This window comes from Paraburkholderia sp. PGU19, assembly GCF_013426915.1.
Lineage (GTDB): Bacteria > Pseudomonadota > Gammaproteobacteria > Burkholderiales > Burkholderiaceae > Paraburkholderia.
The window spans coordinates 1,030,174-1,055,217 of record NZ_AP023182.1; the positions used below are offsets into that span (position 1 = coordinate 1,030,174).

The window sequence follows — 25,044 nt, forward strand, 5'->3', positions numbered from 1 at the left end:
ATTACATACAACCATGCCCAAATATCTTTCGCTTTGTCTCATTGGCGCGGGACGCATAGCCAAGGTTCACATCAGGTCAATAGCAGCGCTTGGGGGCGCAGAGATCACGGCCGTCGTCGATCCGGCGAACGAGGCCGGTGAGCGCGTGGCCGCTTCAATTGGCGCACGATGGTATTCGGACTTTGAGCAGGCGTGTGCCGCGCAGGTATTTGACGGCGCGATCATAGCGGCGCCCACCGGTTTGCACGCGTCGCTTATCGAAGCGTGTGTCCGACGCGGGCTGCCGGTATTTTGCGAGAAACCTGTCGATCAGACGCTGGAACGTGTGGACGCGTGCCTCGAAGTCGTCGAGGCTTCGGGTGTACCCGTGCTGATGGCATTTCATCGTCGCTTCGATGCTGCCCGGCGCGAAGTCCACGATATCGTGCGTTCGGGTACGTTGGGCAAAATCGAACATGTGTTGCAGATCAGCCGCGATCCGAGATTGCCGGACGAAAGCTTCATTGCCCATTCCGGTGGAATGGTCAAGGACATGCTGATTCACGACCTGGACGAACTTACTTGGCTATGCGGAACCGGAGGCGTCTTTGTGCACGCCGATCTGCGACGCTTCGTCGATCCGCCGTTGCTCGCAAAGTACGAAGACTTCGATACGGCGGCCATCACCGTCGTATTCGATGATGGTCCGCAATGCCAGCTTTCGGCAAGCCGACGTTCGGCCTATGGCTTCGACCAGCGGCTTGAAGTGTTCGGCGCAAACGGCATGGTGACTTGCCCGAACGTGCATACCAGTACGATTATCTCGGCGGCCCGGGAGGGCTTTTGTGGCGCGCCCTTGCTCGATCACTTTCCGCAGCGCTACGAGGCCGCTTATGCAGCTGAAATGCGGAATTTCCTCGATGTGCTGAACGACACCGCGAAGCCTCATTGCACGGTGCGCGACGCACGCGCGGCGCTCGTCCTCGCGGAACTGGTGATTAAGTCTGCGCGGACCGGCAAGCGCGTGCGAGCCGATCGACTGTGACGATTCTCCGTGAATCCGCGATCTTGCAATCGGATAGTTCTAGACTTACGCAAGGCGCATTGGTACCGATGGATTTCTGAGTGCACGGCGGACGAAATCGTCAAGCATTTCCTGTTTCACCTGATAGAGCGTACGCCTAATCTGCCGGGCTATGTCGCCGAGACAGCGCTGTGCTGGCGATGTGGTTTCGCTGGATGTGCTCCTTGCGGCACTGGCAACGTGCAAGCCCCGTGATCTGTTTGATCTCGCGGTGAAACTGCTCGATCTTCCAGCGCAGGCCGCACACGTCTTGTGTCGCCGGTGAGTCGTGAGTAAGTCGTTGGTGACGACCCAGTCCGTGCGGTGTGTGGACATCTCTACCTGGAAGGAGCAACTGGGCACCAGCCGCACGCTCGATTATGAACTTGTCCTCAACCCGTCGGAGAAAGACGAATGATTCGGCATATTGTGATGTGGCGCGTACGTGGTGAGACGGATGGGGAGCGCATTGCTGCCTCAAGACTCGTTAAAAGCAGTTTCGAGGAATTACGCGGTCGGATCCCGGGGCTACTCAGTCTTGAGGTCGGAATTGATCTTAGTGACGTTGATTGCGCATGCGACGTGGTGCTTTTGACTGACTTTGACTCACGCGAGGCCCTTGCGGTGTATGCGACGCATCCCGAGCACTTGCGTGTTCGGACGTTGCTCGGAGATCTCAGAACGGCGCGATTTCAAGTCGACTATGAGGTGGAAGCTGCGGCAGTTTGCGCTACTATTGCGGAGCGTGTAGATGAAAAAGCTTGAGTTTGCATTTGAGTCACACGCGAGCCGCGTAGTTTTTGGTTCCGGCTGTTTGCAACATCTCGAACGTGAGGTTACAGCTCTTGGCGCTGAGCGCGCGCTGGTCTTATGCACCCCGGAGCAACGAACGACTGCTGAATTGGTCGCGGCGTCATTAGGAGCGCGCGGAGTTGCGGTATTCGACAAGGCTACGATGCACGTACCCATCGAACTGGCACTTGAAGCGCGTGCAATGGCGCGGGATCTGGGCGCTGATTGCGCTGTAGCGGTTGGGGAGGGTCTACGATCGGTCTGGGGAAGGCAATAGCGATGGAAACCGGACTTCCCATCATAGCGATTCCGACAACCTACGCCGGGAGCGAAATGACGTCGATCTATGGAATCACCGAAGGTGGAATCAAGAGGACGGGGAGAGATCCGAAGGTTCTTCCGAAAACTGTTATATACGATCCCGACCTAACGGTCACGCTTCCGGTAGCGCTATCTGTCACTAGTGGCATCAATGCGATCGCGCACGCAGCTGAGGCTCTATACGCGCAAGATGCAAATCCAATAATCAGCCTCATGTCTGAGGAAGGGATCGGTGCACTGGCTCAAGCCATCCCTGCGATTGTCGGGAACGCTCTCGATGTAGATGCACGTGCTCAGGCGCTGTATGGTGCGTGGCTATGCGGTGCTGCCTTGGGCAGCGTCGGGATGTCGCTTCATCACAAGCTATGTCATACGCTTGGAGGAAGCTTCAATCTACCGCATGCTTCGACTCATACTATCGTTCTCCCTCATGTGCTGGCTTACAACAAATGGGCTGCCCCAGATGCGTTGCGACGAATTGCACGTGCGATAAAAGTTCCCGATGCCGCTGCCGGGCTTTATGCACTTGCAAAAGAGAACGGCGCTCCGACTGCGCTAAAAGAAATTGGCATGAAGCAGGAAGACGTTGCTAAAGCCGCGGAAATTGCAACGGCCGATCCCTACTGGAATCCGCGCTCGATCGAGCGCGATGCGATTCATTCCTTATTACAAGACGCATTCGACGGAACCTGCCCGCATTGATCAACGCGACGCCGCCTTCAATCACTCAGCCTTTCTAGAAAATGCTGAGTCTTGCAAGATCAGAATGAAGACTGTTGGCTATTTGCACTGCATTTTTACGTATGAGGAGAAGGCATGCTGAAATCGGCACTATCGACGCGAGAACGAAGTCTTCTCGTCCAGGCACTAACGGCGCTTTTACGCGAACGCAGCAACGCCCATCAATTAGCTCTTGAGATCGCCGCGAATCGTGGACAGCCCGAGCCAGATATCGAGGATTATGGGGTTCTGGACATCCTCCGGCTCAGCCGCGAGATCTCATCTGATGGCCTCAGCACACCGAGCAGCTTACGCGGCCCTAGTCTAGCTTGCGCATAGAAAGCTGGCTCTCGGTAAAAGTGTCGGCGCTGCGCATAATCTCCATGGGCAAGTGGTCGTCCGCTGGACGACTTCGTCCCCAAGTCGCATCCGTTGCGTTTGATCCGAGTGATCGCGAACGAAGCGTTGGCGAAGACGATGTGCACGACCGTCCTGCTGCGAATTGATTGTTGCCCGTCATTGCACGCGTCGGGTTCGATAGGGCCTGCACTTCGGGCCGAGCGCCCGCGTCGTTAACGCGGTGCCCGACAGGAGTCCACCACCTAACGGTACGAACAGCGCGGCAAGGGCTCCCACTTCTTCAAACAGTTCCCTTGCGGCCGCTCCCTGTCCGGATAGCACGTCGAGATGGTCGTATGAGGGTAGCGGTGATCGGCGGTTACCACGGCCATGCCACGGTCGTACCCATCCCACTTGCCAGCGCACTTGAGTGCAGAAGTCGGGCAACGGTAAGGTCCTGGAGGGCGAGGCCGGTCATGTCAAAGACGGTGATGTCCTGGTTTTTGCGCTCGAATTGAACTGCGCCTCTCAGCAGGTCGCCGATTTCCGTGCACGGAAGTTCGGGCGCCCACTGACACTCGCCGATGGAACGCGCCTGTTCCACGTCGTCAACGACGATCCCGGCGCGGTCAAGGACGCCGGCCGGCAGCTCCCGCTTGCCTACGGTGTCGGCTCCAACGCAGGTCAGATGTGTCCCGGGCTGGACGGCATCCGCGTCAAACAGCGGACCGCCTCCTGGGGTGGCCGTGATCACGACGTCGCTGACCGCTACGGCATCGTTGCACCGCGTTGCCAGTTCGATGTTGCATCTGTCGCGGAACGGAGCCTCGAAACCCTCGTCCGGTTCGTTGGAGATGCTGACATATCGGACCTCACGTACAGCCGGGAGCATGCGAAGGGCGTAGGTCAACTGGACTCGTGCCTGTACGCCGGTGCCAAAGATGCAGAGACGGCTGCTGTCCGGGCGGGCGAGCTGTCTGAGCCCCAGACCGCCCGCCGCGCCCGTGCGAGCCGTGGTGATCGCATTGCCGTCAAGGATGGCGTTCGGGCGCCCGGTTGTGGGGTCGAACAGCATGACCGTGGCCTGGTGCGGCTCGCCACCGAGCTGGCGATTGTTAGGCCAGAAGCCGGCCGCCTTGAAGCCGAGGAGATTCTGGCTGGCGACATCGCCTGACTTGATGCCGAAAATACCCCCCGTGTGGAGCCGTTCGCGAACCACGGGAAATACCCGCCCGGCATGCTCGCTGTGGAGCACGAACGCCTCGCGAACGGCGGAAAGAAGGTCTTCCGTCTGTAGAAGCGTTTCCACGGTGTCTTTGCCGATCAGAAGGAGTGTTGCGTCAATAGGCATGGCGGTGTGCAGCGCTCGGTAGATGTGCGACCACAAAAAGGGAGAGATTCACTCGAAGGAGGACGCACGAGCCGCGAGTGATCTTTACATTTTGTCTAGAATTAAATTAATCGTCAACAACTGCGGTAGAGCGAAACCTTCGGCGGGGGCCGCCGATTCATCTGACGGACGTTGCCCTTAGACAATCCGAGACTCTTGAGAAACTAACCACGTTGCGGTCCGTTTTCGGCCAGTCGTCGAGGCGCGTTCCAGCCGGAAACCCAGTGCAGCGGCGCTGCGGTTGAGGGCCGCAATGTTGTGCTGGCGGTACTGGTCCTCGTAGCGCTGCTGGACCTGGTCAAAAAAGGCCTCGCCACGCGTGATCATGATCAGCACTCGCTGCGCCAGACTGACCGTGCATTGTGAGCGCCTCGATACGCCGGGCACAGCAACAGTGCCCTTATCACGTGCAGCGAAGCCTCCCGGTGCCTTGTCAGGTCCTCGATGTGCCCAGTTCGTTGTTACCCAGAGCGTGGGAATGCTCGCGCCCCGATTCGAGCGAATGGTCCGACTCCGGATCAACGCCGGCAGGGCTGAGTTCGCCTTCCCATTTGGCAATTACTGCGGTGGCGATACTGTTGCCGAGGACATTCGTTGCAGTCCGTCCCATGTCGAAGAATTGATCGACACCCATCACAAGGAGAAGTCCGGCTTCCGGAAGATGGAACATCGGAAGGATCGCCGCGACAACAACGAGCGAGCCACGCGGAACGGCAGCCATACCCTTGCTGCTAATCATGAGGACGAGCAGCATGATGATCTGCTGGCCGATCGACATGTGAACGTTGAATGCCTGCGCCACAAAGACTGCGGCAAATGCCTGGTAGACCATCGATCCGTCAAGGTTGAAAGAGTAGCCAAGTGGCAACACGAAGCCGACGAGTCGCTTGCGCACACCGAACCCCTGAAGCACCTCGATGAGCCTCGGGTAAGCCGCCTCGCTGCTCGCAGTCGAGAAGGCAATCAGCATCGGTTCGCGGATGGTCTTCACGAGCTCCGGCATACGACCGCCAAGAATCGCGCGACCGACAAAGTACAGGACAGTCCACATCGCGACGAGGGCAACATAGAACCAGCCGATGAGCTTGCCGTAAGTGATGAGGACATCGAGGCCTTGGACGGTCACCACGCCCGCGATTGCCGCACAGATGCCGAACGGGGCAAACATCATGACCGCATTCGTGACGAGAAGCATCACGTCCATCAGGCCGTCAATTGCGCGCTTTAGTGCTTGCCCCGCGGCAGTTCCCGAGACCCTGCCAAGCCCGATACCGAAAAATACCGAAAACACGAGGATCTGCATGATCTCGTTGGTGGCCATTGCCTCGGCAATGCTCCGGGGAACATGTGCGTGAGGAAGTCCTTCGCATTCAATGCGCTCGTTTTCAGGTTCGTGGAGGCATCAGCGCCAGGCAGGGGCAAGTTCATGCTCATGCCCGGGTGTGCGAGATTTACGAACAGCAGACCGATGCTCAGTGAGATGAGCGACGCGAGAATGAACCAGCCAACTGCACGAACGCCAATGCGGCCAATCGCCTTGCCGCTCTCCATGCTTGAAATACCCGATACGAGCGTCGCGAACACGAGCGGTGCGATGATCATCTTGATCAAACGCAGAAAAATTTCGGTGATGATGCCGAGGTCGGCAGCAATTGCCTTCGCTGCGTTGCCGTCAGGTGCCATCTGGTGACACACGTACCCGATCGCGACGCCAAGGACCATGCTGAACATGATCCACCGGGTGAGTTTTACCTGGGTCTTCATGATGAAGAGTCCTCCGGAGGTAGATCAGGCCTCAGGGGCCAAAGCGATGGCTTCGACCTCCACATTCACGCCGTAGTGCAGCTGGGAAACTCCCGCGACTGCGCGCGCAGGACGATAGTCGCCTATCCAGGCTGCATAGAGGCGGTTGAATTCGGGCCATGACTCGATATCAGTGACGTAGACGCGGACCTGAACGAGATTGGCGCGAGTGACGCCAGCGCTCGAAAGGCAGCCGTCGAGATTGTTGAGCACCTGGGCAACCTGTTCCGCAAAAGGCCGACCGGCAAGCGGCTGACCTGACGGGTTGACCGGCAACTGGCCCGAGATATGTGCGAGACCTGCAGCTACGCATACGTGCGAGTAGTGGCCGGCCGGCGGGGCAATGTCAGGATTGTTGGCATACTGGATTTCGAGTTCTGATGTATTCGATTGCATTTGGTTTTCCTAATTTTATGACAGGAGGCGCACGGTTGGATGAGCGGTTGCGTCGTATGACGAAAGTGTCAGGTCAGACTGGCTGGCTTCATGTCGGTCGCCAGCAGGGCACTGCCGAACACTGCGAGAGGAGGCTGAAATCTGATACCGGTGTTTGTTTTCATGTTGGACAGAACCTCGAGAATGTGTGATTTCGACGCGCACGTTCGATCATGGCTCGCGCGAATGGCTACGCCGCCTGAACGCGCGCGGGGGATGAGTGATGGTTGGTTCCGGCACGGCCGTTAGCGGAGATGTTGGGATGCAGACGGCGCAAGCAGAGGGCCAACCTTAGGGATTCCACAATACGTCGGCGGGGAATGGTCCCCGCCGACGCATGTTGTCGCGTGACGGCGACGGCAAGCCCGAACCGCGACTATCGGCCGTGCCCCGTCATTACCAGCCGTAGAACCTGGGCCACGTCTCTACTGCGCCGTCCTCGCTGACAGCCTGGTATTCAGGGTGCTGTGCACCCGTAGCGCACGCGTGATTGGGGAGAATGCGAAGTCGGGTTCCGATCGGGAAACGGGACGCAATGTTCCAGTCTGGAGATCCGGTTCGCGAAATGATGCCGTGCTCCTGATTCGCACTGCTCATCAAGTAGTCGCCGATCGCTTTCCCGTCCTGCGTGCAAACGAGCCCATAGCCGAAGTCGTGCTCTTGCCGCTGCGTGCCACGGTCGCGACTCATCGCCATCCAACCCGCGTCGACGATTGCCCAGCCCTTATCTTCCTGGTGCCCGATGACGGTCGTCAGCACGCTGAGCGCGATGTCTGATGTTTCGCACACGCCAACGTTGTGCATCACAAGGTCGAACATCACATACACGCCCGCGCGGACCTCGGTGACGCCTTCAAGATGTTCTGCGGAAAGCGCGGTCGGCGTCGAGCCAATGCTCACGACCGGGCATGACAACCCGGCGGCACGGAGTCTTTCGGCGGCTTGAACGGCGCCAGCGCGCTCCTGCTCCGCAATACGGACCAACTCTTCGTGCTTGCTGTATTCGTAACTGGACCCGGCATGGGCGAGGACTCCTCCCAGTTTCATCCCCCCCTCAGTCAACGCCCGTCCAACTGTAATCAGAAGATCATCCTCCGGATTGATGCCGGAGCGATGGCCATCCACGTCCACTTCAATCCAGACCTCGAAAGCTTGTTCGTGTTTACGCCCGAACGTAGCAATGCCTTCAGCCGATTGCACGCTGTCAGCCACGATTTTTAGGTCGCAACCCTGACGGCGTAATGCCAATGCCTGGTTCAGTTTGGTGGGTACCATTCCGACGGCATAGACGATGTCCGTGATGCCTTTGGCGAAGAACTGTTCGGCTTCTTTCAGGGTGGAGACTGTGATGCCCTGGGCACCCCCTGCGATTTGAGCCCGGACGATCTGTTCGCACTTGGTTGTTTTTACGTGCGGGCGAAAGCGCACACCGAGTGCGTTGAGCCGGTTCTGCATTTGCTGGATATTGCGATTCATTCGCGCGATGTCGACGACGGCCGCAGGGGTATTGAGTGCCTCGATGTCCATTTTTTGGTCCTTCAGGTTGCGACAACTGTGCGTTTGCGCGGCCAGTCGTTAGTTTCAGGTTGAGATCGACTATAGGCTGAGCGCGTAAATCTGTGGTTAACGTCAGGAAAATTATTCGTTAAGTTCAGGTTAATGCGCACGCGAAGCCTGAGACCTGAAGCGTCAGAAGCGCAGAGTGCGGGGCGTCGGCCGCGCCGGGATGGGCGTTCGTGTATCGCACTCGTACCGAAGCTAACGACAGCGGTAAGCCGATCTACTCTGCAACGGTCGACGGCGAGCAAACCGTATGCTGCCTGGACCCATCGCCTCCGACGACGGCCGAGGTCACTCGTGTATGGCGGTGACGACCGCTCTGGATGGCCTGCCTTACCCCCAGCACGCGGGGCGCGACGCGAGTGCTTGACATAAAACCCGTTACCCCGGCAGGCGCGCGCATCGGAGATGCAGGTACATCACTGGGTCACGCTGGAGTCGGGTCTGGGGTGACAAATAGAAAACGCACACTTCTATGCGCCGGTACGTAGCAGAGTGACATCTTCCGGCCGACCTACCCAGACAGCGAGCGCTGAGTAATTGTCCGGCGATATACTCGATGCATACTGCTGGCGCACCTCATGCCGCAACAGGCTCAACCAGTCGTCTGCCTTGTCGACAATACGCAGATGTCGCTCGATCAGCGCATCCGGTATTGCGTTCCATAGTCCGTCCGTGCATAGCAGGAATACATCGCCGTCTTCCAGCGGCAGCCGAGGGGCGATGCATGGCGCGATCTCGCCATGAATACCGAGTGCGGAATCGAGCAGACTCGTGCTGATGCCGTTGACGGGCAGACCTGCGTCCCTCATTCGCTCCAACAGGCTGTGGTCCCGGGTTCGTTGCATCAGCGAGCCGTGGCGAAAGTGATAGAGGCGGCTGTCGCCGAGATGCGCCCACTGGGCGGCGCGCGCTAATCGGTCGATGAATAGCGCAGCGACAGTCGCACCCATCTTCCGTCTGTCCGGACTGCGCGCCTGCTCGGCGAGAATCGCATCGTTTGCATCTTCGATGCAGGCAACGATGTCGGATGTGGCCATGGCATGCGCGCCTCCTTGCGCAAGGATCTGCTTCACCGCATATTGCGCGGCAAGCTCGCCGCCCGGCGAACTGGCAATGCCGTCGCTGACGACGAAGCAGGCGTGTCCTTCAGCGACGACGCAACCGACAGCATCCTGATTGCGCGGGCGGTTCCCGATGTCCGAAAAGTACGCGTATGAAATGTCCATGTGCAGGTTGGCTCAGCCCCGGCAGCGCTTGCGATATTGCGCGACTTCTGCATCGTATGCTGCGAGAAACGCACTGCCGAACACCGCGCTGAAATCGTCCTCGACGGCGAGCAGCGTATCGCGATGCAGCTTCGAATAGGCACTCCACAAGCGGGCCTTGCGCCATGCCGGGACGTAACGGTCCAGCAAACGCTCGACGGGCGTGCGCTGCTCCAGCCGTTCGGGCGCAAAGCGTTTGAGCAGTTCCATGAGCGCCGCGCGCATCCCCGCGACCATCGCGATCTGATGTGCGTGCAGATCGTCGAATGCATCGCTGACGGCGCCTTCCGGCGACATGAATCCGGGAAACGGCAGACCGAACATCTGCCTGAGCACGGCGCAGCCGTCGGGCAACAGCTTGAGCGGATTGTTTTCGCGGTCGAGCAGAACCGTCATGTCGGCCTTCACCTCCCGCTTCAGGATGCTGCGCGACGACAGCAGTTCCACCGTGCCGTTGGCGAACAGCGCAAGCAGGCGTCCAGCCAGGTGCAACTGCCCTGTCGTCCACTGATCGCTCGCAGTGTCGAGCCCCGCGCCTCGCAGAAATGCCGCCAGCAACGCTTCGGCTGTCGGGTTGGCGTGCGTTGCGTCGGCTGTTTTTCCGGCGTCGTTTTCGGGCGGCGTGACTTTATCGACGACCCTGCCCGTCACGCGCTGCGGCTTTGCCGCATCCGCGGGAACGGCGCACGCGCGTATCGTTTGCGCCCAGCCGCCTGCGTGATCCGGGGTGGCATAGGGTGCATCGAAACGTCGATCGCGCCTATCCGATGGGGCCGGCGGCAGCGGTGCCGCCGGGTCGGACAGACTGCTCTGCGAAGCGTGAAGCATTGCGTCCTGCGGCCCATCGATCGACGGAGCAAACAGCGCAAGCGGATCGGACGGCACCTGGCGCAAGTCGTCATAGCCGGTGCTTACAGCTGACCGCGCGGGCCGCTGTGCGGGCCCGCCCGATTGCCTTCCCGTTGCGCCGTTGCCGTAACGCGATTCGAGCGATTGCCAGAAGTCGTCTGGCATGGTGTCCTGCCGCTGATGTGCAACAGGACCGCGAGAAGCGGGCACTGCTTCGCTGCCGGGCGCCTGATCGTCGGCGGCCCGCAGCATATAGGAGCCGATGCGGATCGCATCGCCGGGTTCGATCGCACGTTCTTCCGCGCACGCAAGCGGCGCACTGTTGACCTCGATGACGGACACGCTGCTGAGATTCTTCAGCACGCAGCGATTCCCGTCGATCTGCAGCATCGCCTGCAGCCGCGAGATTTGCCGCGTCTCATCCGGCAACACGAGATGGTTGTCGACATTGCGGCCGATCGTGCCGCCCGGCGGCTGGAATATGGCCGTTACGCCGCGTTGCACGGGTTGGCCTGCATGTTCGATGACGGTCAATTGCATGATGGGTGTTCGACGCAATGGTGCGGCTGCCTGCGTGCGCATCGGCGTGCTATGACGAGGCACCTCGCTGGCGACGCGCTGCTTCGAACGCAGGCCCCCAGATCGGGTGCCCGCGCTCCGCAGCCGACAGTTCGAAATTGGGATCGATATTGAGGATCTTTTTGAATTCCGCGCGGCACGCCGACACGCGATTCGTGACGCAGTAGCTGAACGCCATCAGCTTGTGCGCCTCGATCTGTATGGGGCGGCTCGCCTGGTCGATTTCGCTCGCGTGACTGAGCAACTGGATCGTGCGCGAGTATTCGCCGGATGCGTAGGCACTGCGTGCGTTCTCCACGGTTTCGCTGGCTGCGCGCTGTTGCGGTGACAACGTCGAACAGCCGGCCAGCGCTGCGAAAAGAACCACAAGAAGCCCGACGACGGGGGCAACGCTTGTGTGCCTCATGTTGTCTCGCCTCCGCATGACGACGGGATATGGGCTGCATAAGCGGCTGCATGAGTGGCTGAATAAGGCAATATTTCCGGCAGTCCAGTCAATATCGGCAGAATTTTCATGTGATTTGAGAAAGCGATTTGCATGGGAATTCAAAACGGATATTCGGCATGCATATGCGATGGAGCAAGATCAACTATAGAACGCGATTGACCATTTCGGTTTAAAACGATTAGTGGTTTTAATCCATGATAAACGGAGCCAGATCTGATTTTTACAAAATCCCGTCTAATTCATGAATCTATAAAAAATAGTTAGAACAACGATTCTATTAATGGCGTTTTAATCATGGTAAACCACACATTGAAATTCACTTGAATCGTGAACTACGCTGAATCCCGTCTTGATTGCCATGGGTAGCGGCTGTTTCAAGCGCGCTGCATGACGATCTCTTACCCGTCGACGAGATGGGTTCTTCCGTCGGCTGACCCGCGCGGTCAGTCACTCCCCAGCCGCGCGTATCAAAGGCGCGGCACAAAACAGACCGTTCTGACGAACGCAAGCAGAGATGATGCAAGTTTCGATGAAAGAGGCGCATTGGCGCGCCGTGGGAATCGCGTTCGCGGGCGTAACGGCGATATCGCTGAGCGGCTGTGCGGCAACCGAAAGATCACTGCCGATTCCCTATGCGATTACGTTTCATGTCGCACCCGATGTGAATCCCGATAACGCAGCAAGGCCATCGCCCATTGTTTTGCAGATTTTTCGGCTCAAGTCAGCGGCCGGTTTCGACGGCGCCGATTACTTTTCGCTTCAGGGCAAGACGCAAGGCGCGGTGGGCGACGAATTGCTCGGCGTGGACCGTTTGATTCTGCGTCCCGGCGAATCGCGCACCGTCCGTTATTCGGGCGATCTCGATGCGCGCAATGTCGGCGTGGTGGCCGGCTATCGCGCGCTTGAACGTGCTTGCTGGAAGCTGATCGTGCCGCTGCCCGTTGCGAAAGAAACCAATCTGCTCAAGTTCTGGCAAACATCGCCAGGTGAAGTCAGGCTTTCGATTGCCGTGCGAAATGGCGGCATGCAGGTCGTCGACCAGAGCGGAGCGAAGCAATGAGCCACCCCGTTTCGCCCGTGAGGGCAAGCGCCGCGTTGCGTCATCGCGTCGTGTGGTCCGAGGGCATGTTCCTGCGGCCGCAGCATTTCCAGCAACTGGAGCGTCACTTCGAACGGTATGTGCAGTTGCGCTGCCTGCCCGTTCAGGGCTTGTTCTGGGGCTTCACCCGACTCGAGATCGACCAGGAAGCACTGGAGCAAGGCAAGGTCGTGCTGCTGTGCGCGTCGGGCATCATGCCGGACGGCACGCCATTCGATTTTGCGGGCGGCAAAGACGGCCCTGCGCCGCTCGATATCCGCAGCGACCTGTCGAACGCGACGATCGTTCTTGCCGTGCCGACATGGCGTGGCGACGGCGTCCAGGTGTCGTTCGACGACGATGCTGCTTCGCCGCTTTCGCGTTATGTCGCAGAGGAGACGGAAGTCGAGGACGTCAACGCGATCGGGCTCGGCCCGGCGTTGATCCAGGTCGGCAAGCTGCATCTGCGCCTGATGCCGGAATCGAAGCTCTCGTCCGACTGGCAGGCGATGGGCGTGATCCGCATCGTCGAGCGACGCGCGGACCGGCGAGTGATCGTCGACGATAGCTACATACCGCCCATCCTCGCGGCACAGGCGAGCCCCGTGCTCGCGAGCCAGATGAACGAGCTGCATCGGCTACTCATGCAGCGTGGCGAGACGCTCGCGAGCCGTCTCGCACAACCAGGCCGCGCCGGGGTCGGCGAAGTGGCGGACTTTCTGCTGCTCGAACTGATCAACCGCTACATCGCGGTGAGCTGGCACGCGCTGCAACCGCTGGCGATCCATCCGGAGGCCTTGTATCGCGACTGGCTGAAGCTTGCTTGCGATCTGAGCACGTTCACATCGGGCACGCACAGTCCGCAAGCGCTGCCGCCGTATCAGCACGACGATCTGAGCGAGACGTTCGGTACGCTGATGAACGAGTTGCGCCGTTCGCTGGCGACGATGCTGGAACAGAACGCCGTCGAAATCGCGTTCAGGGACGCGGGCAACGGCGTGCGCGTCGCCATCATGTCGGATACCGAATTGATGCGCGAGGCGGGCTTCGTGCTGGCCGTGCATGCCGACGTTCCCGCCGAGGCCCTGCATACGCGCTTCCCGGCCCAGGTGAAGCTGGGCCCCGTCGAGCGGATTCGCGATCTCGTGCAACTCCAGTTGCCGGGCATCGGCGTGCGCGCGTTGCCCGTCGCGCCGCGGCAGATTCCCTATCACGCAGGCCATGCGTATTTCGAACTGGACAAGAGCAGCGAACTTTGGCGGCAACTCGACAAGTCGGGCGGACTCGCGCTGTATCTGGCGGGCGAATTTCCAGGGCTGTCGCTCGCATTCTGGGCAATACGCGGTTGACGCGCACGACGGGCGGAACACTCATGAACCATTGGCAACAAGCAGTCGCAGGCGCACCCGGAGGCTTCGTTCATCCGAACCCCGGCGGGGCTGCGCCGATCGACGACGCACACGCGGCCAACGCGGCCGGGCGCGAGCCGAAGCCCGAATACGAAGCGCCGGCCGTCAGCAGTCGCAATCCGCTGGTGGCAGTGGCGAACCCGTTGCTGAATCTGGTTCCGCAGATTCGCTGGACCGTGCATCACCCGAATCCGCGCTGGCTGCGCGAGCACCTCGCGTCGGAGATCCGTCAGTTCGAGATGCGCGCGCAACGCGCGGGCGTGGCGCTTGAGACGATCATCGGCGCACGCTATTGCCTGTGCACCGCGCTCGACGAAGCAGCATCGCTGACACCGTGGGGCGGCAGCGGCGCATGGTCCGCCGACAGCCTGCTCGTCGCGTTTCATAACGAAACCTGGGGCGGCGAGAAATTCTTTCAGGTGCTTGCGCGACTGTCGCAGCACGCGCAGCAGCATCTCGATCTGATCGAACTGCTGTACTACTGTCTCGCGCTCGGTTTCGAGGGACGTTACCGTGTGCTCGACCACGGGCGCTCGGAGCTGGACGCGCTGATGCGGCGCGTCGCGCGGCTGATCCGGCAGGCGCGCGGCGAGTACGGCGCGCCGCTTTCGCCGCACTGGCGCGACGAGATTCCGGCCGAGCGCGCGCGCCGTTTCGTCGTGCCCGTCTGGGCATGCGCCGCGCTCGCGGGGTTGATCGGCTTCGGTGCCTACGTTGCATTCGATCTCACGCTCGCGGGGCACTCGGACCAGGTGTTTGCTTCGATCGATCGCATGCACGTGCCGCATCTCCAGCCGCAGCAAGCGGCTATGCCCGCAGTGCACGCAGCCGTTGCACCGCACCTCGCGGGTTTCCTCGAACCGGAAGTGCGCGCGGGTCTCGTGTCCGTGCGCGACGACGCGGAACGCAGCGTCGTGACATTGCATGGCGACGGCCTGTTCGAATCCGGCTCGGCCGCCGTGATCGATCGCTATGCGCCCGTTCTAGGGCGGGTTGCGGATGCGCTCGAGCGTGCGCCGGGACATGTCGTCGTTGCGGGCTACTCGGACAACGTGCCGGTGCGTAGTGCACGTTTCGCATCGAACTGGGATCTGTCGCAAGCGCGCGCCGAAGCTGTCGCACGGCTGCTTGCAGCGCGCATCACGCAGACGGACCGGATTCGCGCAGAAGGACGCGGAGAAATGGACCCCGTCGCGCCGAACGATTCACCTGCCGGCCGCGCGCGCAACCGGCGGGTCGAAATCACGCTGCTGGCCGCGCCGTCGCCAGAGCGTGCCGCGTCTTCCGTACAGGTGACGCCATGAACGCGTTCGCTTCGTCGCTGCCGGCGCGTCCGTTCGTGCTGCGCGCCTGTGCCGTGTTCATCGGGCTCGCTGCACTGGGCGTGCTGATCTGGGTGGCGGGACCGCTCGTCGCATTCGGCGACTGGCATCCGCTCGAATCCGCGGTGGCGCGAGCGCTGCTGATCGCCCTGCTGTTTGCGGGATGGGGCGCTCGCATCGGCTGGCGACGGTGGCGCGCCGCACGGCTGAACGCGCAATTGCTGAACCAGCTGCAGGCAGGCGGCCCTGCATCCGACGATCCGAAAGGGGAGCCCGCGCATCTCGCGGAACTGCGGCAGCGCTTCAGCGAAGCATCGTCGCTGTTGAAGACGATGGGCCTCGCGCCGGGAGACGAGCGGCGCTCCGGCGTGTCCGGATGGATCGGACTGCTGTCGCGCCGCTATCTGTATCAATTGCCGTGGTACGTCTTCATCGGCGCGCCGGGCTCGGGCAAGACGACGGCGCTGGTGAACTCGGGGCTGAGCTTTCCGCTCGCCGAACAGTTCGGCAAGGCGGCGATTCGCGGCGTGGGCGGCACGCGTCATTGCGACTGGTGGTTCACCAACGAAGCGGTGATGATCGACACGGCGGGCCGCTATACGACGCAAGAAAGCAATCGCGCGCTCGATGAAGAAGAGTGGCGGGGCTTCGTCGGGCTACTGAGAAAATACCGGCCGAGGCAGCCGCTCAACGGCGCGTTGCTGACGATCAGCGTGACGGACCTGCTTGGCGCATCGGACGCGCAACGCACCGGGCACGCGATGGCGTTGCGCAAGCGCCTCCAGGAGTTGCGCTCGCAACTCGGCATCCAGTTTCCCGTCTACGTGCTCGTCACCAAGGCCGATCTGCTGGCTGGCTTCTCGGAGTATTTCAGCGCATTGAGCCGCGCGGAGCGGGCGCAGGTGTGGGGCTTCACGTTCGGGCTCGACGAGAGCCGCGCGCCGGACTTCGATCTGCGCGCGGCGTTCGATCGCGAGTACGATCTGCTGCATCGCCGGCTCGACGACGCGCTGCCCGAACTGCTCTGCGCGGAATCCGACGTGCGCCGGCGCGAACTGATCTACTCGCTGCCGCAGCAATTCGCGCTGCTGCGCGACGTGCTCGCGCAGCTGATCGAAGAGGTGTTCTCTCAATCGAAATTCGGCACGCTGCCGATGCTGCGCGGCGTCTATCTGACGAGCGGCACGCAGGAAGGCACCGTGTTCGACCGTGTGATGGGCGGCATCAAGCGCTTCCTGCAGATCGACGGCGTGCCGCCTGCCACGCAGACGGGCGCGAGCGGGCGCAGCTTTTTCCTCAAGGATCTGCTGCAGGGGCTCATCGTCGGTGAGACGAGTCTGGCCGGCACGAACCTGACGTGGCATCGGCGCAAGCATGTGCTGACCGTGGCGGGCTATTCGACGGCAGCCCTGTTGCTGTGTATCGCACTCGCGCTGTGGATGCGCAGCTACGTCAACAACAGCCGCTATCTCGATGACGTGAGCGCGCGCGTCGCAGCGCTGGACCAGCAGTTGAGGCATGCGTCGCTGACTGATACGGCGGGCATCGAACAGGTGTTGCCCGTGCTCGACGATTTGCGACAGCTTGCTCGAACCGGGCGTGTCGATGCCCTGTCGCCGCCGCTTGCGTATCGTTGGGGACTCTTTCAGGGCGACAAGACGCGTGCGGCGGCGAACGGCGTCTATCAGCGCGCGCTCGACGAACTGCTGTTGCCGCTCGCGGCGCGGCGTCTCGAAGCGACGCTGCAAAGCGCGCGCGGCGACGACGATCCGACGTTCGCCTACGCGGCGCTCAAGGCGTACCTGATGCTTTACGACGGCGCGCACTATGAACCCGCCTATGTCCAGGCCGTGCTCGAGCTGGCGTTCGAGCGGACGCTCACGCGTCCGTTGACGGCGGCGCAACGGTCGGCACTCGGCACGCATCTGGCGGCGCTGTTCGCCGATCGCGTCGTGCTGTCGCCTTTCGCGATGAACGAGCGGCTCGTGTCCGACACGCGCGCGCGGCTGCAACAGCTGACATTCGCGCAACGGCTCTATGCGCAACTGACGCGCACCTTGCGCGGCGCCACCCAGTCGTATGACTTCGACATCGCGCATGCGGGGGGGCCATCCGCTGCGCTCGTATTCCGCCGTCAAAGCGGCAAGAGTCTGAACGACGCGCTGCCGGGGCTCTACACGTATCGTGGCTACTGGGACGTATTCGACAAGCGGCTCGACGATGCAATCGGCGCCTTCGCCGGCGAAGAGAAGTGGGTGCTCAACCTGAAGGAGAGCGATGTGCCGAACCGCGTCGCAGCGCAAGCATGGGCACGCGATATCCGCACGTTGTACCTCGACGACTACGTGCGCGTGTGGGACGCGTACCTGGTCGACATCCGTCTGCAAACGGGCGAATCGCTTGCGCAGAGCATTCAGGCCGCGCGCGTGCTGTCGTCGCCCGAGTCGCCGCTGACCCGGTTGATCGACGCCGCCGCTGCGCAGACGGCGTTGACTCGCAGTGATCCGGGCACGGGCGGCGCGGGTCTCGCCGACCGTGCGCAGGACAAGGTGGAAAGCGCACGGCACGCGCTGGCCGGCATCTTCTCGAACGGGCAGGCGGGCGACGCAACGGCACCAAGCGACAAGCTGGAAGCCGTGGTCGACAACCACTTCGCCGGCCTGCGTCAGTTCGCGCATGGCGAGAACCGCTCGGACAATGCGCCGATCGAAGGCATGCTGAAGCTGGTCGACGATCTCTATACCTATCTGAGCGCAACGGATGCCGCGTTGCGCAGCGGCGGCATGCCGCCGCCGTCCGATGTGCCCGACAAGGTGCGCGCACAGGCCGGCCGGATGCCCGCGCCATTCAGGCAGATGCTCGGCGACCTGGCCGATGGCGCGAACGGCAGCGTCGCGACGCTTGCTCAGCGCAATCTCGCGCGCAGCGCCTCGGCTGACGTCGGCGATTTCTGCCGGCAGGCGATCGCGGGCCGCTATCCGTTTGCACACGGCTCGCCGCGCGACGTGGCGCTGGGCGACTTCGCACAGGTCTTCGCGCCTGCGGGACTGATGGACGACTTCTTCCGCAAGAACCTGCAGACGCGCGTCGATACGGCCACGCGACCCTGGCGGTTCAATGCCGCGCCTTCGAGTGCCGACGCAACAGCGAATACGGACGGGATCACGGCCGGAAATGCCGCGCCGTTTCTCGCATCGTTCGAAAAGGCCGCTGTGATACGCGACGTGTTTTTCGCGGGCGGCAGTCGCGACCCTGCCGTGAAGGTGCAGATCAAGCCGCTCGACATGGACCCGGCGATTTCCGAATGGGCACTCGATGCAGGCGGCCAGGCCGTCCGCTACGCGCATGGGCCGCAGGCGCCCATCACGCTGCAGTGGCCCGCGCCCGGCGGCAACAATCAGGCCCGGCTGCAGGTCGTCGAGCAATCGGGTGCGACGGACGGCTGGGTCGCCGACGGACCGTGGGCGCTGTACCGCCTGTTCGACCATGCGCGGATCGAGCGGGGCCGCGTGCCGGAAGAACTGATCGCGAGCTTCGCGGTGGACGGCAAAACGTTCAAGGTGCAGATCACCGCGGATTCGGTGCATAACCCGTTTCGTCTCGCACAGATGGAGTCGTTCACATGCCCGGGCAAATCATGAGCGAGGCGACAGCGAACGGCCGCCTGTTGCAGTTCGGCTGGTTCGGCAAGCTGCCCGGTGCGGGTGACTTCGTCAATCGCGGCATGTCCGCGGGACTCGCTGCGTGGTGGGACAGCTGGGTGCAGCGGGGCATGGTCGAGCTACGGCAGGGCGCGGCGGACGGGCTCGCCCGCTATTTCGCGGTTGCGCCCGTGTGGCACTTCGCGATACCTGGCGGGACGGGCGCCGGCTGCGTGCAGTTGGGCTGCCTCGCGCCGAGTTGCGACCGTGTCGGACGGTACTACCCGGTCGTCGCGGCGCTCGTGCTCGATGCCGACGCTTACACCCCCGATGCGACGCTCGCGGCGACCGGCCTCGCCGGCGACGTGGGCGCGGCGCTAATCGACGCCGTGCGCGAAGCGCAAGGCCCTGAGCAGCTCGATGACGTGCTGCGTGGCATACACATGCCGCGCGAAGCAGGCGCGCGCGATCCTTCCGATGGCGACGCGCGGCGCGCGTGCGAGGTCCAGACGGCAGGCTGGCCGAATCTTGCCGAGTTTTTCGATCCGCACGGCGCGACCAGCTTCTGGTGGACGCTTCAGGTGAACGATTCGCCGCCCAGGACGTACGCGCATACGGGCAGGTTCGACGCGCGGCTGTTTCGAACGCTTTTCGGCGCACCGGCGCGCGCCGCGTATTGACCCGGCGAAAGGGTTTCGCGTGGCGCGCCGCAGTGCAAGACGGTCGCGATATTGATGAAGAGGTCGTAAATGATGGACCCGTTGTTCAAGGAACGCCTGGCGACAGCAACCGATGCGACAGGCACCACAGGCGCCGCGAGGCCGTTGCCCGCAGGGCACAGGCTGGGTGAATTCGAACTGGACGCCGTGCTGGGCATCGGCGGATTCGGCATCGTCTATCGTGCATTCGACCGCACGCTGCAACGTGCCGTTGCCGTCAAGGAATACATGCCCTCGCTGCTCGCGCAGCGTGGCGGCGACTTCACGGTGTGCCTGCGCGCGGAACGCTTCGCCGCCGCATTCGATTCAGGCCGTGCGGCGTTTCTGAACGAGGCGAGGCTGCTGGCGCAATTCGATCATCCCGGTCTGGTGAAGGTGCTGCAGTTCTGGCAAAGCCACGGCACCGCCTATATGGTGATGCCGTTCTACGAAGGTCCTACGCTGAAGCAGCGCGCCGCGACACAGGAGCCGATGAGCGAAGCTGAGTTGCTGGGTCTGGTCGCGGCGCTGCTCGGCGCACTGGACACGCTGCATCGCGCGCAGTGCTTTCATCGCGACATCTCGCTCGACAACGTGTTGATTCCCGCCGACGGCAAGCCCGTACTGCTCGATTTCGGCGCGGCGCGCAAGTCGATCGGCGATGCCGTCGACGAAACGTCGGTGATGCTCAAGCCGGGCTACTCGCCGATCGAGCAATACACCGACGACCCCGCCTTCGCGCAGGGGCCGTGGACCGACATCTATTCGCTTGGGGCGGTGATGCACGCGATGATCGTCGGCGAGCCGCCGCCGGCCGCGGTCGTGCGCAGCATTCAGGATACGTGGCGGCCGTTGGCGTCGCGCGCGTTCGCGGGACGCGAGCGTTACAGCCGCGCGTTTCTCGAAGCCGTCGATCACGCGCTGGCATTGCGAATCGAGGACCGTCCGGATTCGGTGGCGGCGTTTGCGAGGGAACTGGGGCTGCGTGAAGCGGGTGCCTGTGTGTATGCGCCCGGCGAGCGCGCGCGCGGTGCGGGCGCCGTCGCGCAGCAGGACGTCCGGCATGGCGCGGACCGCGACGCATTGTCTCGAACCGCGCAGCCCCAACCCGCGCCGCACGCGGCGAGCGAAGCGCAAGCTGCGCGGGCAACGGATGCGACGCGAGAAGCGGACTCGCGAACCGGGCGCAATGAGCCGACGGGCGGCGCGGCGATTCGCGACGCAACCGGCCTGAGCGACGGTGCATCGAATGGCCGCACCGATCCCGACGCGACCGTCGCGCCGCCATTCAATGATTCTCACCAGCAGAGCGTCGCTGCAGAGGCGTCGCCGGATAACGCGCATCCCGACGAAAGCGCGCACGCCGAACCTGCGCCAGCGGACGATCGGCGCATGTGGGCAGCCGGTATGCGGCAGCACGCGCAATCCGTTCTCGCGCGGGTGTCGGGCACATGGCGTGCGTTGGCGTTTGCGGCGACACGCCCTGCGGAACGTATGAACCGGCGGCGCTCCGTTGCGATAGCGGGCGTGCTGGTTCTGATCGCGGTCGTGTGCACCGGCACGTACAGGTTGTTCGAATACGCGATTCGCGGACCCGACCGGCAATCGGATCTCGCAACCGCACCCGCCGTGCATGCGCCCGTCGTGATCGCGCGGCACTTGCCGGCGTCGTCTGCGGCGGGTGCATCCGCGCCGCGTCGGGCCGAAGCCGCTGAAGCGGGCGCGCCTGCGTCGTCAGCGCCCAGCATGCAAGCGCTGGCGCCCACGATCGCCCCCGAGACCGATGCACACGTCGCAGGCGCTGCGCCAGCCGCCGACGTGCGGAGTGCTACGGCATCCGCCGCCTCCGGCGTCGAGGTCGCGCAAGGCGCATCGGCCAGCGACGAGCCCCGGCCGCCGAAGCTCGTTGCCGTGCGCTTGCAGGTCTATCCGTGGGGCGAGGTGTACGTGGACGGCGTCAAGCGTGGCGTCAGTCCGCCGCTGAAGACGCTTGCGCTCGCGCCCGGCCAGTACGACATCGAGATCCGCAATGGCCAGCTGCCGTCGATGCGGCGAACCGTCAGGCTCGATGCAGGCAGCGGCCCCGTGAATATCAGCTACCGCTTCGAATGAGAGAGATCTGACGCAAGGACACCACTGCCATGAATGAACGCTTTCTTGCTCCCGTCGATGCCACATCCCGATGCGGACCCGATCTCGAGTACGACGCAGACTTCCTGCTGCTGCAACAGTGCGCCGCGGGACGGCCCGAACAGCAGTACGGCGCGACGGTGATTGCCGAACAGGTGCCCGATTGGGCCGAAGTGGAACGCGTCGCCCGCATGCTGCTCATGCGCACGCGGGATCTGCGCATCGCCGCGCCGCTGGTGCGCGCGTGGATCGCAACGCGCGGGCTCGACGGCTATGCGGACGGGCTTGCTCTCGTCCAGCGATGGCTCGCCGACTATTGGGACGAACTGCACCCGGCACTCGACATCGACGGCGAGCCGGACCCGACACCGCGGATGAACTCGCTTGCAGGCATCGTCGGAGACCATGCGTGTGCGCGTGTGGCGCTCGAATCGGTATTGACGGACAACCTGACCGTGCGCGACGCGGAAGAGCTTCTCGACGGACGCGCTTCGAACGCCGGCCGATATCCCGGAGGCGTCGAACGCCTGAAGGACGAGATGCGGCGCCTGTGCCACGAGGGTGCGCACACGTGGGCCGTCGTGCATGGCGCGCTCGACAGTCTCGACGCGATCCGCGCGACGGTGACGGCGCGCATCGGCCCGCAGTGGATGCCCGAGCCGGGCCGTGTCGAACGGGTTTTCCGGCGCATCCGCGACGGGGTGCCTGCGCAGATGCCCGCGCAATCTGACGATCCCGCCGCCGATACCGCCGACGAACGGGCCACGACGCTTCCCGCGAATGCGACAGCGGGAGACGACACCCGCGCGACGGAGCGCGCTTCCGCTGTCCCAGGCGCGCGGTCGAACGCGTGGCGCGACGCCGAGTTCGCGAATCGCGACGACGTCGGGCTGGCGCTCGAAAAAATGTGCCGCTATTTCGACGAACACGAAATGGGGCATCCGGCGCCCTTGCTGCTGCGCCGCGTGCAGCGTCTGCTGACGCTCGATTTCTATGAGCTGGTCAGGGACATCGCGCCCGAAGCGCTGCAACAGGTCGAACTGCTGAGCGGCCACGGCCACGGTGCGTAGAGCGGGGTGCGCCGTACGAGAACCGCGGCGCGCGTTCATCGTTGTTGAACCAGGATCGGCGCACGCATCGTGCGCGAGGAGCAGGAGCGAATGTCACGTCAAAAGACTTTGTCGAGTGGGCAGAAACTGATCGCGCGCAATCGCGCGCCCCGGGTTCAGATCGAATACGACGTCGAGTTGTACGGCGCGCAGCAGAAGGTGCAGTTGCCATTCGTGATGGGCGTCATGGCCGATCTCGCGGGGCATCGCGCGACGCCGCTGCCGGATCTCGCTGAGCGCAAGTTCATGGAGATCGAGGTCGACACGTTCGACGAACGCATGAAAGCGCTCGCGCCCGCGTTGTCGCTCGAAGTGGACAACACGTTGACGGGCGAAGGCAAGCTGAAGGTCGATGTCGCGTTCGGGAGCATCGACGACTTCGGGCCGGCTGCGCTCGCGCGCAACGTGGAGCCGTTGCGGCGGTTGCTCGACGCGCGCACGCAGCTGGCGAACCTGCTGTCGTATATCGACGGCAAGCGCGGCGCGGAGGAACTGATCGCGCGGGCGCTGGCCAATCCCGCGCTGCTCGCGTCGCTGGCAGCGCGGGACGCTGAAGATGGTGGCGCACCGCGCCTCGAAGGAGACAGCCATGAGTAGGGGCGCACAGACCTTGACGCAGGTCGTCGAAGCGACGCTGACGGACGAGCGGTTCACGACACTGCTCGACGAAGAGATCCGGCCGGGCACGGAACAGGCGCGCGGCGCCGTGCAGCGCGCGGTGTGTACGCTCGCGCATCAGGCACTCGAGCATTCGGTGACGCTTTCCGCCGATGCATACGATGCGATCGCGCAGTTGATCGGCGCCATCGATGGAAAGCTGAGCGAGCAGATCAACGCGATTCTTCATGATCCCGAGTATCAGCAGCTCGAAGGCGCGTGGCGCGGGCTGCATTATCTGGTGAATCACACGGAGACCGATGAGCTGCTGAAGGTCCGTGTGATGAGCGCGAGCAAGCGCGAGGTCGCGCGGATGCTGAAGCGCCACAAGGGCGTCGCGTGGGACCAGAGCCCGCTCTTCAAGCGCATCTACGAGGACGAGTACGGACAGCTGGGTGGCGAGCCGTTCGGCTGTCTCGTCGGCGACTACTACTTCGATCATTCGCCGCCGGACGTCGAGATGCTCGGCGAACTCTCGAAGATCGCAGCGGCCGCGCATGCACCGTTCATCGGCGGCGTGTCGCCTGCGCTGATGCAGATGGAGTCGTGGCAGCAGCTGTCGGACCCGCGCGATCTCACGAAAATCTTCCAGAACACCGAATACGCCGCGTGGCGCGGCCTGCGCGATTCGGACGATGCGCGCTATGTCGGCCTTGCGATGCCGCGCTTTCTCGCGCGGCTGCCGTACGGCGCGCGCACCGATCCCGTCGACGAATTCGACTTCGAGGAGCAAACCGACGGCGCGCAACACGACCGCTATACGTGGGCGAACGCCGCGTATGCGATGGCGGCGAATATCAACCGCTCGTTCAAGCTCTATGGCTGGTGTTCGTCGATTCGCGGCGTCGAATCGGGCGGCACGGTCGAGAACCTGCCGTGCCACACGTTTCCGAGTGACGACGGCGGCGTCGACATGAAATGCCCGACTGAAATCGCGATCAGCGACCGGCGCGAAGCAGAACTTGCGAAGAACGGCCTGATGCCGCTCGTGCACAGAAAGAACTCGGATGTGGCCGCGTTCATCGGTGCGCAGTCGCTGTTCAGAAGCGCCGAATATCACGATGCCGATGCGACGGCGAACGCGCGTCTGTCGGGGCGGCTGCCTTATCTCTTCGCGTGCTGCCGCTTCGCGCATTACCTCAAGTGCATCGTGCGCGACAAGATCGGGTCGTTCCATGAGCGTGACGACATGGAGCGATGGATGAACGACTGGATCATGAATTACGTCGACGGTGATCCCGTCAATTCTTCGCAGGAGACCAAGGCGCGCAAGCCGCTGGCGGCGGCGCAGGTCGTCGTCGACGCAATCGCGGACAACCCCGGCTATTACGCAGCGAAGTTCTTTTTGCGTCCGCACTATCAGCTCGAAGGGTTGACGGTGTCGTTGCGGCTCGTCGCGAAGCTGCCGTCCGTCAAGACGGCGGACCGCTGATGCAGCGCGATCAAATCAAACG

Annotated in this window: 20 protein-coding genes and 2 pseudogenes; 12 read left to right on the forward strand and 10 right to left on the reverse strand. The window is 62.7% G+C overall.

What is annotated here, in order from left to right:
* Positions 1–13 precede the first annotated feature (13 nt).
* The gene (locus tag H1204_RS45105; RefSeq protein WP_180735446.1) at positions 14–1,024 is read left to right on the forward strand and encodes a Gfo/Idh/MocA family oxidoreductase; all 1,011 of its coding nucleotides are present in this window, start codon (positions 14–16) and stop codon (positions 1,022–1,024) included.
* A gap of 136 nt (positions 1,025–1,160) precedes the next feature.
* On the opposite strand, the gene H1204_RS53125 is transcribed toward H1204_RS45105, so the two are convergent.
* On the reverse strand, positions 1,161–1,310 hold the full coding sequence (locus H1204_RS53125; RefSeq protein WP_346015781.1) for a transposase: 150 nt from the start codon (positions 1,308–1,310) through the stop codon (positions 1,161–1,163).
* Positions 1,311–1,456: 146 nt separating this feature from the next.
* Between H1204_RS53125 and H1204_RS45110 the strand changes: the two genes are divergently transcribed.
* Positions 1,457–1,807: a Dabb family protein gene (locus tag H1204_RS45110; protein ID WP_180735447.1), complete on the forward strand. Its 351-nt coding sequence runs from the start codon at positions 1,457–1,459 to the stop codon at positions 1,805–1,807.
* A pseudogene (locus H1204_RS45115) lies at positions 1,794–2,857 on the forward strand (maleylacetate reductase). The gene H1204_RS45110 and the pseudogene H1204_RS45115 overlap by 14 nt, the downstream one beginning before the upstream one ends.
* 736 nt (positions 2,858–3,593) lie before the next feature.
* Here the strand turns inward: H1204_RS45115 and H1204_RS45120 are convergent.
* From H1204_RS45120 to H1204_RS45160, 9 genes and pseudogenes are all read right to left on the reverse strand, one after another.
* Positions 3,594–4,565, reverse strand: coding sequence for an ornithine cyclodeaminase family protein (locus H1204_RS45120; protein WP_180735448.1), 972 nt, complete (start codon positions 4,563–4,565; stop codon positions 3,594–3,596).
* Between the two features lie 177 nt (positions 4,566–4,742).
* A pseudogene (locus tag H1204_RS45125) lies at positions 4,743–4,952 on the reverse strand (hypothetical protein); the annotation flags it as partial.
* 85 nt (positions 4,953–5,037) lie between these two features.
* Complete coding sequence (locus H1204_RS45130) at positions 5,038–5,925, reverse strand: dicarboxylate/amino acid:cation symporter (RefSeq protein WP_180735450.1); 888 nt, start codon at positions 5,923–5,925, stop codon at positions 5,038–5,040.
* Positions 5,829–6,368 (reverse strand): cation:dicarboxylase symporter family transporter, encoded by a 540-nt coding sequence (locus tag H1204_RS53130; RefSeq protein ID WP_180735451.1) that lies wholly within the window; start codon positions 6,366–6,368, stop codon positions 5,829–5,831. The genes H1204_RS45130 and H1204_RS53130 overlap by 97 nt, the downstream gene beginning before the upstream one ends.
* Before the next feature lie 24 nt (positions 6,369–6,392).
* Positions 6,393–6,803, reverse strand: a complete 411-nt coding sequence (locus H1204_RS45140) for a RidA family protein (protein ID WP_180735452.1) — start codon at positions 6,801–6,803, stop codon at positions 6,393–6,395.
* A 435-nt stretch (positions 6,804–7,238) separates the two neighbouring features.
* Positions 7,239–8,369: a DSD1 family PLP-dependent enzyme gene (locus H1204_RS45145; protein WP_180735453.1), complete on the reverse strand. Its 1,131-nt coding sequence runs from the start codon at positions 8,367–8,369 to the stop codon at positions 7,239–7,241.
* A gap of 506 nt (positions 8,370–8,875) precedes the next feature.
* Positions 8,876–9,631 carry a protein phosphatase 2C domain-containing protein gene (locus H1204_RS45150; RefSeq protein WP_180735454.1) on the reverse strand — a complete coding sequence of 252 codons (756 nt, stop codon included), beginning with the start codon at positions 9,629–9,631 and terminating at the stop codon, positions 8,876–8,878.
* Between the two features lie 12 nt (positions 9,632–9,643).
* On the reverse strand, positions 9,644–11,059 hold the full coding sequence (gene tagH / locus H1204_RS45155; protein WP_180735455.1) for a type VI secretion system-associated FHA domain protein TagH: 1,416 nt from the start codon (positions 11,057–11,059) through the stop codon (positions 9,644–9,646).
* Positions 11,060–11,108: 49 nt separating this feature from the next.
* The gene (locus H1204_RS45160; protein WP_180735456.1) at positions 11,109–11,504 is read right to left on the reverse strand and encodes a TssQ family T6SS-associated lipoprotein; all 396 of its coding nucleotides are present in this window, start codon (positions 11,502–11,504) and stop codon (positions 11,109–11,111) included.
* Between the two features lie 571 nt (positions 11,505–12,075).
* Between H1204_RS45160 and tssJ the strand changes: the two genes are divergently transcribed.
* From tssJ to tssC, 9 genes are all read left to right on the forward strand, one after another.
* The gene (gene tssJ / locus H1204_RS45165) at positions 12,076–12,606 is read left to right on the forward strand and encodes a type VI secretion system lipoprotein TssJ (protein ID WP_180735457.1); all 531 of its coding nucleotides are present in this window, start codon (positions 12,076–12,078) and stop codon (positions 12,604–12,606) included.
* The gene (tssK, locus tag H1204_RS45170; RefSeq protein ID WP_180735458.1) at positions 12,603–13,973 is read left to right on the forward strand and encodes a type VI secretion system baseplate subunit TssK; all 1,371 of its coding nucleotides are present in this window, start codon (positions 12,603–12,605) and stop codon (positions 13,971–13,973) included. Before tssJ ends, tssK begins: the two co-directional genes overlap by 4 nt.
* A 23-nt stretch (positions 13,974–13,996) precedes the next feature.
* Complete coding sequence (locus tag H1204_RS45175) at positions 13,997–15,337, forward strand: DotU family type VI secretion system protein (protein WP_180735459.1); 1,341 nt, start codon at positions 13,997–13,999, stop codon at positions 15,335–15,337.
* Positions 15,334–18,996, forward strand: a complete 3,663-nt coding sequence (gene tssM, locus H1204_RS45180; RefSeq protein WP_180735460.1) for a type VI secretion system membrane subunit TssM — start codon at positions 15,334–15,336, stop codon at positions 18,994–18,996. The genes H1204_RS45175 and tssM overlap by 4 nt, the downstream gene beginning before the upstream one ends.
* A complete protein-coding gene (gene tagF, locus H1204_RS45185) occupies positions 18,978–19,676 on the forward strand; it encodes a type VI secretion system-associated protein TagF (RefSeq protein ID WP_243469014.1) in 699 nt (232 codons plus the stop codon). The genes tssM and tagF overlap by 19 nt, the downstream gene beginning before the upstream one ends.
* Before the next feature lie 69 nt (positions 19,677–19,745).
* Positions 19,746–21,806: a serine/threonine-protein kinase gene (locus H1204_RS45190; protein ID WP_243469015.1), complete on the forward strand. Its 2,061-nt coding sequence runs from the start codon at positions 19,746–19,748 to the stop codon at positions 21,804–21,806.
* Positions 21,807–21,835: 29 nt separating this feature from the next.
* A complete protein-coding gene (gene tssA / locus H1204_RS45195; protein WP_180735461.1) occupies positions 21,836–22,894 on the forward strand; it encodes a type VI secretion system protein TssA in 1,059 nt (352 codons plus the stop codon).
* A gap of 90 nt (positions 22,895–22,984) precedes the next feature.
* Positions 22,985–23,530 carry a type VI secretion system contractile sheath small subunit gene (tssB, locus tag H1204_RS45200; protein WP_180735462.1) on the forward strand — a complete coding sequence of 182 codons (546 nt, stop codon included), beginning with the start codon at positions 22,985–22,987 and terminating at the stop codon, positions 23,528–23,530.
* The gene (gene tssC, locus H1204_RS45205; protein ID WP_180735463.1) at positions 23,523–25,022 is read left to right on the forward strand and encodes a type VI secretion system contractile sheath large subunit; all 1,500 of its coding nucleotides are present in this window, start codon (positions 23,523–23,525) and stop codon (positions 25,020–25,022) included. The genes tssB and tssC overlap by 8 nt, the downstream gene beginning before the upstream one ends.
* Positions 25,023–25,044 lie beyond the last annotated feature (22 nt).